Below are 6,639 nucleotides of genomic sequence, written 5' to 3' on the forward strand. Positions count from 1 at the left end.
GTGGGATCGGGGGCGTTCAGGGCTTGGCCAGGGGGACGGCCGGACCATCCTGCCCGTCGTCGCCGGGGTTCGTGTTGCTGGTGGTGTCGAGGAGGGCGTCCAGGCACAGGGCGGGGTCGGCGGTCAGGTGGGAGGTGGCTTCCGCGATGCGGGCGGCGTCGGCGTCGGAGACGTACGGGGTGCGGATGCGGGTGAAGCCGGGGCGGCCCTGCATCGCCATTACCGCGACCCCGACGTAGGCGGGGTCCTGCAACGTCACCGGGCTGGCGTCCGGCCAGTTGCGGATGTCGTCGCCCAGCGCGGCCACCGCGGCTTCCACCGTCTTCTGCGCGAACGACAGCCCCACCGGGCACACGTCACGGATGAAGGTCGGGATGGCATCCCCGGTGGTCTTCTGACTGATCAGGATGGTCAGGATGCCGACGCTGCGGCCCTTCTTGACCAGGTCCTCCACCAGCCGGGCGTTCTCCGCCGTCAGCGCGGCCAAACGTTTCGTCTCGACGTCGCTCCCCTTGTACTCACGGAAGAACGTGTGCGCCTCGTCGATGAGCACCACCGTGAGCGGCCACAGCCGGGAGGGGCCGACGTGCCACATGTTCTTCACGCCCAGCACGTCACGGATCACCGAAGACCGCCGCCGACGCAGCGCCACCAGGCGCTTGAACAGCGCGTTCGCCTCGTCCAGATCATCACCGCAGAACGCGAACATCCGCTTAACCAGGTCCGCGTAGTCGCCCTCTTCGGCCCGCGACACCTTCCCGTCGAAGCCCACGAACTGCACGGCCGCCGACGGCGCGAGGTCACAGACGAACTTGTTGATCCCCGAGGTCTTGCCCGCGCCGGGTGTGCCGGCCACCGTCACCCCGGGCACGTTTGCCAGAGACACGCAGACGGGTGCGGCGAACTCGTCCACCCCCAGTTCCCAGCGCGCCACGTCCTCCGGCAGGCGGCCGGTGGGCCGGTGCTCGGTCGGCGTGGTCAACGGGTCGGAGCGCACGCCACGGATCACCACCTTGCCGGGTCCGTCGGGCAGGACGGAGACCCGCGTGCACCGCCAGGCGTCCGCCAGGAACCGTGCCGCCTTCTGGTACTCCTCCAGCCCGACCTGCGGCAGCGCCCTGGCCCGTACGATCACGCCGAACCGGTCCGGCTTGACCTTGATCCTGGGAGTCAACACGCGGGGCGCGGGGGCGGGGCCGTCCTTCTGTGCGGTGAGCTGCGCGAGCAGGCCCGGGGTCTTATCGGTGACCGTCAGCCCGGCCATCCGCGCGAGGCGCACCCAGCCCCAGCGCACCCGAACAGCCTGCCGCATGCTGACCTGCGTGCCCCGATCGGCCCGAACGTAGCGGATCACGACCAGCAGCAGCCACATGCCCGCCAGTACGGCCGCGATCAACAGCGCCTGCGGCGCGTGACCGGTCAGGCTCCCCGTGTCGAAGCCGGTCACTGGGCCGCCTCCGCCGCGACCAGCTCCAGGCGGGCGGCGCGGTAGGCGACGCCGTCGGAGAGCTGACCGTTGAAGATCCGCGCCCACGGGGTGGCGAACAGCTCCACCGGCCGGACCATCACGCCCGGCTTCAGCCCGGCCGCCAGACCCGTCTCCGGGACCGTGATCTTCAGGACCTCGGCCCGGCCGTCCTCCATGAGCATCACGGTCACCGTGTACAGCGACGCGCCGGTCTCCCGGTCGGTGGCGACCTCCCCGGTCTGCTGGTCCTTGATCTTCAGCACCGGTTCGGTGCCCGCGATGCACACCGCCGACGGCAGCAGAGCAACACGGATTCGAGACATGGCCATGCCATCACATCCTCATCATTCGAGATGGAGCCGCTTGATCGACTCGACACGACCATAACCGCACGCCCGCTACACCCGCAACACTCGATTCGTATCGATACACCTGTGCGTCTCGGACGCAGGGGCGGTCGGGTATGCCGTGGGTGCCGGTCCGCCGCTACCCTCGTGCCATGACGCTGCCCCTGGACCAGGACCCCCGGCCGCCCTACGTGCAGGCCGCCGACGTCCTACGCGCCGCCATCCGTGACGGCGAGCTGCGTCCGGGCGAGCGACTGCCCTCCGCACGCGAGCTGCAACGGCGCTTCGGAATCGCGAGTTCGACGGTCCAGAACGCCCTGCGCCTGCTTAAAGAGGAGGGGCTGATCTACTCCGTCCTGGGCCGGGGCAGCTACGTGCGCGCCCACGACGGCGAGCCCGGGCCAGAAGAGGAAGAGGCCGCCGCCAGCGAGTCTGACCCCGCGTACGTCGGACTCGGTGACCTTCGGCGGGGATGGCAGGTGGCGCCCACCGACGACCCCCGCCCCCCGTACGTGCAGACCGCGGACGCACTCCGCAAGCAGATCCAGGACGGCCGGCTCGCACCAGGGGCCAAGCTCCCCTCCGCCCGCGAGTTGCAAGAACAGTTCGGCATCGCCAACTCCACCGCGCAGAACGCCCTGCGGCTACTCAAGGACGAGGGGCTGATCTACTCGGTCCAGGGCCGGGGCGTGTTCGTCCGCCAGCTCAGCCCGCACGACCAGTTCCTCAAGCGCTACCACGAGATGCTTGACAAGTCTGCGGCCCAGCGCCGCGCGGACGAAGAGGCCGTACGCCTCAGCGGCAAGACCGACGATGAAGTCGCCGCCGAACTGGAGGCCGCCGAGGAACGCTTCGCGAAGGCCAGCGTCGAATTCGAAGCCGCCGCAGCCCACAGGGACGCGATGCGCGCCGTCATGGAGCAACGCAAGCGCCTCAGCGGCAACTACACTCCCGAGGAGAAGGCCGCCAAGGCCCAACTCCTGCGCGACAGACTTGCCGAAGGCCGACGCCGACGCTGACCCCGAACCACGCCAAGGCATGGCAGCAGGGGGTTGACTTCCGGAGAGCTGTTCAGAGTTTCTTTACTTGATCAAGGCGGCCCGCTGGCGCGGCCCGCGCGCGCTCCGGCCCGGCGGGGCCGCCGCCCGCTCCTGTCTCCGCCCCGCAGGCGACGGCCCCGCCGGTCCGGGCGCGCAACAGCCAGCACAGCGAAGCTTTCCGGGGCTCCGCCCCAGACCCCGGCCCTCCCTCCGAGGGGCAGGGGGCCGACTTCCGGGTGCGGCTTCGTCGTGGTGTGAGGTGCGCGCGGTCGCGGGAGGGGGCCCCTCGCCGCCCGGCCACCGGAGGCGTACCAGGAACCCCCGGGGGCCGCCAAGGCCGAGCGCACGCGTCACGAAGTGAGCCTTGGCGGCCCCCGGAGAACCCTGGCACGGCAAAGCTGCCCGACCGACGAGGGACCCCCTCCCGCTCAGGCCCGGAGTCTGCCGGAGCTCGGCCCACCGACGGTTCTGCGGGCGTACCGTGGAGTGGGAGGTGGTGAGTTGATGACGACGGAGCTGGCCGACAACGTCCGCAAGTACCGGCGCCGCGCGGGGATGAGCCAGGAAGAACTGGCCCACTCCGCAGGCGTCTCACCGGGCACCGTACGCAAGGTCGAGCAGGGCGGCACCGTCCGCATGGAGACCCTGCACACCCTCGCCCGCGCCCTGCGCGTCACCACAGCGACCCTGCTGGCCCCGGACGCCCCGCAACCCGTCGGCCGGGGAGAGGACCCGAACCGCCTCAACCTGATCCAGCTCCGCGCCGCCCTCACCCCACCCGTGGGCCTGGCCGAGTCGGACGGCGAGCGAGCCGAGGAAGAGCCGAACCTGCGGCGCTTCCGCCGAGCCGTCCACGATGGAGCGGTGCTTTACCACTCCGACAGCTACCGAAGCGTCGCCTCCCAACTGCCCGCGCTCCTGCACGACGCCAACGCGGCGGTGGCCCACTTCGACCACGGTGAAGAACACCACCAGGCGCTCCTGGCCCGCGCTGAGGCGATGCAGTTGGCCGGCCGCTACCTGACCCAGGTCCGCCAGTACGACCTCGCCTACACCGCCCTGTCCCACGCGATCACCGACGCCCGCCGCACCGGCGACACCCTCACCGCGGCCTCCGGCGTCATCGGCATGTGCTGGCTGCTGCTGCGCCAGGGCCGACTGGAGGAGGCCGAACAACTCGCCGCCCAGACCGCCGACGTGATCGAACCCCGGCTCTCGCGCGCCACCCCGGACGAGTGCGCGGCATGGGGCTGGCTCGCCCTGCGCGCCGCCGCAGCAGCAGGCCGCAACAACCGCCCCCAGGAAGCCCGCCAGTACCACCGGGTGGCCGCCACCGCCGCAGCCGCCGTTGGCCGCGAACACACCGGATCGTTCTTCCGGCACTGGACCACCTTCGGGCCGCTCACCGTCGGCATGAAAAGCGTTGAGGACGCCATGGTCCTGGGCGACGCCCGCACCGTCGTCCGCAAGTCCGCCCAGGACGCCATGTCCCCCAAGGCGTGGAAGCACACCGGCAGGCCCAGTGACGACAACTGGAACCGCCACCGCCTCGACGTGGCCCGCGCCCACGCCCGCACCGGCGACCTGACCGGCGCCATGGACGAACTGGCCGGCGTCCGCCACGCCTCCCCGGAATGGCTTCGGCACCAGCGGATGGCCGCCGAGACCATGCAGGAGATCCTCAAGAAGCGCAAGCGCACCCTCACCGCCGACATGCGCGAGATGGCCGACCACCTGGGCGTCGTCGGCTAACTGCCACGCAACGCAGCACTTTCCGCACTGTCGGTCACCAACTGCCCTGGCGCATACATGGAGTGACGGCTCATCAGTACCTACGGTCTTGGTGTCTCAACCAGCGACCAGGCCCGGGGGTACACGGTGAACCAGCCAAGGAGCGACGCGGACCGCATGCGCCGCAGGGATCTCCACGACGCGGCAGCAGGACTGACCGGACCGCGCCTGCTGCCGTGGACCACCCCCGAGGGAAAACCCTGCTACCTCAGCACCGACGGCCACGGCTACCTCGCCAACCTCGCCGACAACATCGAGTCGGTACAGATCGGCATGGGCAAGGAACTGCTGGAGTACGCCCGAGACTCCATGGCCCCCGGCGCGAAGATCCTGACGGCCACCGAATACCGCTGGCTTGCCTGCCGGTTGACCGAAGCCCTCGCCGACGCGCTCCGGGTCGCCGACTCGCGCGGGCAACGCCTCCCCGACTCGGAGGGCGAAGCGGCGGAGGAAGGCGGGGACGGCGATGTCTGACACCGCGGACATGCCGACGCATGGCCTCGCCCGAGGCTGCTACCGATTCCGCGAGTACCACGTGACCACCGCCCCGGACCCTCTGGCGCTGCCGGCCTTCACGGCGCTCTGCGTCACCGGCGAGGAACGCAACTGCGGCGCCACCTCCGGCGCCCTGCACACCCCGGACGAGCTGACGCGCTGGATCGCCGAACACTGTGCCGCCACCGGCCACCAGGATTACGAGCAGACCGTCCGCGCCATACTCCGCGCCGAGCCCGGAGCCTGGCAGTAGAGTCCCCCTGCGCCGACAGCGCGCCAGCGGCAGCACCACCGCACGCTCCGCGCCCCTGACGGCAGTAGCGACGGCAACACCCACGGATTTCCCCGCACAACCACGGACACCAGCGGAACCCGAAACCGCCGCTGATCTGCGAATACGCAGATAGAGAGGGGTCGCGTAGCACACGTACTATGTGCTGGCGGGGGAGACGCCGGTATTCGTTCACAACTGCAATGGAAGGGATCCTGTCAATGGCGGGCTCGATGACGACACCTATGACCGAATAGATGGTGTGCACGGCCCGGATGTAGCCGACGGAGTCGATTACCAGGTACAGAGGATGCATGATGGCTCCTCCACTGCCGCGGATCACGATCTTCCTGGTATCGGGCATGACCCTGATGCGTTGGCTTCCTACTTTGCGTCGTGGCGAGGCAAGATGACGCATACGGATACTAGGACTGGATCGCGTGTGGCATACGACTCCAGTCGAGGTGTGCTACTTGTGACGACTGGCCGTAACATCCACGGGTTTAGGTACAGTCAGGGCGCCTTTGAAAGCGGGAGGTATGTGACGCCATGAGGGTGAAAGTTGCAGCCACGGCGACTCCCAGTGGAGTCCGTTTGCGGTTGACGGAGGTGCAGAAGCAGTTGATCTGCGAGACGCTCATGTTCCACGCGGATCGCCCCGATGGGGATCGTCCTTCGATTGTGCGCCTCGGTGTCGATCGCGCAAGCGCTGCACAGGTGATGAAGAAGGCTGCCGGGTCGAATTCAGAGTTCCAGCTGAATGAGATTCACGTCCTGTTTGCGGCATTGGTTTCTGCTCCAGTCATGATGCCCTCTGAGGAGGTGTTCTACGAAAGGATCGGCTTCTTTCGAGAGCAGGCACTTGCATTGGCTGGCGGGTTGGTGAGTGCCGTCGGGGAAGCACCTGACTGGACCGGAGATCCTTCCGTGAGCGCTTAACCGGGGGTTGTGCCTTTATGTAGTTCCGTGAGTCCGCTTGGGGCTTGTGAGGGCACGCAAGCGCAAACATGAAGCCCCGTCAGGCATGTCCTGGCGGGGCTTCTGCGCGTCGTGACGGCAGTAGTTGCCGCTGAGGTTGAAAGGGTGGGGTGACGGGGGCTACGGGGGCTCCAGTCCGAGGCCGGTCTCGGCTATGAAGCCGTTGAGGATCTGCGGTATGCGTTGGATGGCGCGTAGGCGGTTCTTCACGAGCGGGGTGAGGTCGTCGATCGTGCGGGGTGCGAGGTC

General features: G+C 68.8%; 7 protein-coding genes. 5 read left to right on the plus strand and 2 right to left on the minus strand.

The window, feature by feature from the left end; all coding sequences use genetic code 11:
• Positions 1 to 16 precede the first annotated feature (16 nt).
• Complete coding sequence (locus tag V5O46_RS19305) at positions 17 to 1,447, minus strand: FtsK/SpoIIIE domain-containing protein (RefSeq protein ID WP_332885869.1); 1,431 nt, start codon at positions 1,445 to 1,447, stop codon at positions 17 to 19.
• On the minus strand, positions 1,444 to 1,797 hold the full coding sequence (locus V5O46_RS19310; RefSeq protein WP_004000856.1) for an SCO3933 family regulatory protein: 354 nt from the start codon (positions 1,795 to 1,797) through the stop codon (positions 1,444 to 1,446). The genes V5O46_RS19305 and V5O46_RS19310 overlap by 4 nt, the downstream gene beginning before the upstream one ends.
• A 170-nt stretch (positions 1,798 to 1,967) precedes the next feature.
• Here V5O46_RS19310 and V5O46_RS19315 point away from each other — a divergent pair, with 170 nt between their 5' ends.
• The 5 genes from V5O46_RS19315 (at position 1,968) to V5O46_RS19335 (ending at position 6,351) form a co-directional block, all read left to right on the plus strand.
• A complete protein-coding gene (locus V5O46_RS19315) occupies positions 1,968 to 2,834 on the plus strand; it encodes a GntR family transcriptional regulator (RefSeq protein WP_332885870.1) in 867 nt (288 codons plus the stop codon).
• A gap of 525 nt (positions 2,835 to 3,359) precedes the next feature.
• Entirely contained in the window at positions 3,360 to 4,607 is a 1,248-nt protein-coding gene (locus V5O46_RS19320) for a helix-turn-helix domain-containing protein (protein ID WP_332885871.1), read from the plus strand.
• Between the two features lie 156 nt (positions 4,608 to 4,763).
• Positions 4,764 to 5,120, plus strand: a complete 357-nt coding sequence (locus tag V5O46_RS19325) for a hypothetical protein (protein WP_332885872.1) — start codon at positions 4,764 to 4,766, stop codon at positions 5,118 to 5,120.
• Positions 5,113 to 5,394: a DUF7848 domain-containing protein gene (locus V5O46_RS19330; RefSeq protein ID WP_332885873.1), complete on the plus strand. Its 282-nt coding sequence runs from the start codon at positions 5,113 to 5,115 to the stop codon at positions 5,392 to 5,394. Before V5O46_RS19325 ends, V5O46_RS19330 begins: the two co-directional genes overlap by 8 nt.
• Positions 5,395 to 6,021: 627 nt before the next feature.
• The gene (locus tag V5O46_RS19335) at positions 6,022 to 6,351 is read left to right on the plus strand and encodes a hypothetical protein (protein WP_332885874.1); all 330 of its coding nucleotides are present in this window, start codon (positions 6,022 to 6,024) and stop codon (positions 6,349 to 6,351) included.
• Positions 6,352 to 6,639: the final 288 nt, after the last annotated feature.

Origin of the sequence: Streptomyces poriticola, assembly GCF_036689765.1 — a bacterium.
In the GTDB taxonomy this organism is placed as follows: domain Bacteria; phylum Actinomycetota; class Actinomycetes; order Streptomycetales; family Streptomycetaceae; genus Streptomyces; species Streptomyces poriticola.

Coding starts and splice junctions, on each gene's coding strand:
- V5O46_RS19315 (WP_332885870.1), top strand. CDS start 1,968: ATGACGCTGCCCCTGGACCAGGACCCCCGGCCGCCCTACGTGCAGGCC.
- V5O46_RS19330 (WP_332885873.1), top strand. CDS start 5,113: ATGTCTGACACCGCGGACATGCCGACGCATGGCCTCGCCCGAGGCTGC.
- V5O46_RS19320 (WP_332885871.1), top strand. CDS start 3,360: ATGACGACGGAGCTGGCCGACAACGTCCGCAAGTACCGGCGCCGCGCG.
- V5O46_RS19310 (WP_004000856.1), bottom strand. CDS start 1,797: ATGGCCATGTCTCGAATCCGTGTTGCTCTGCTGCCGTCGGCGGTGTGC.
- V5O46_RS19325 (WP_332885872.1), top strand. CDS start 4,764: ATGCGCCGCAGGGATCTCCACGACGCGGCAGCAGGACTGACCGGACCG.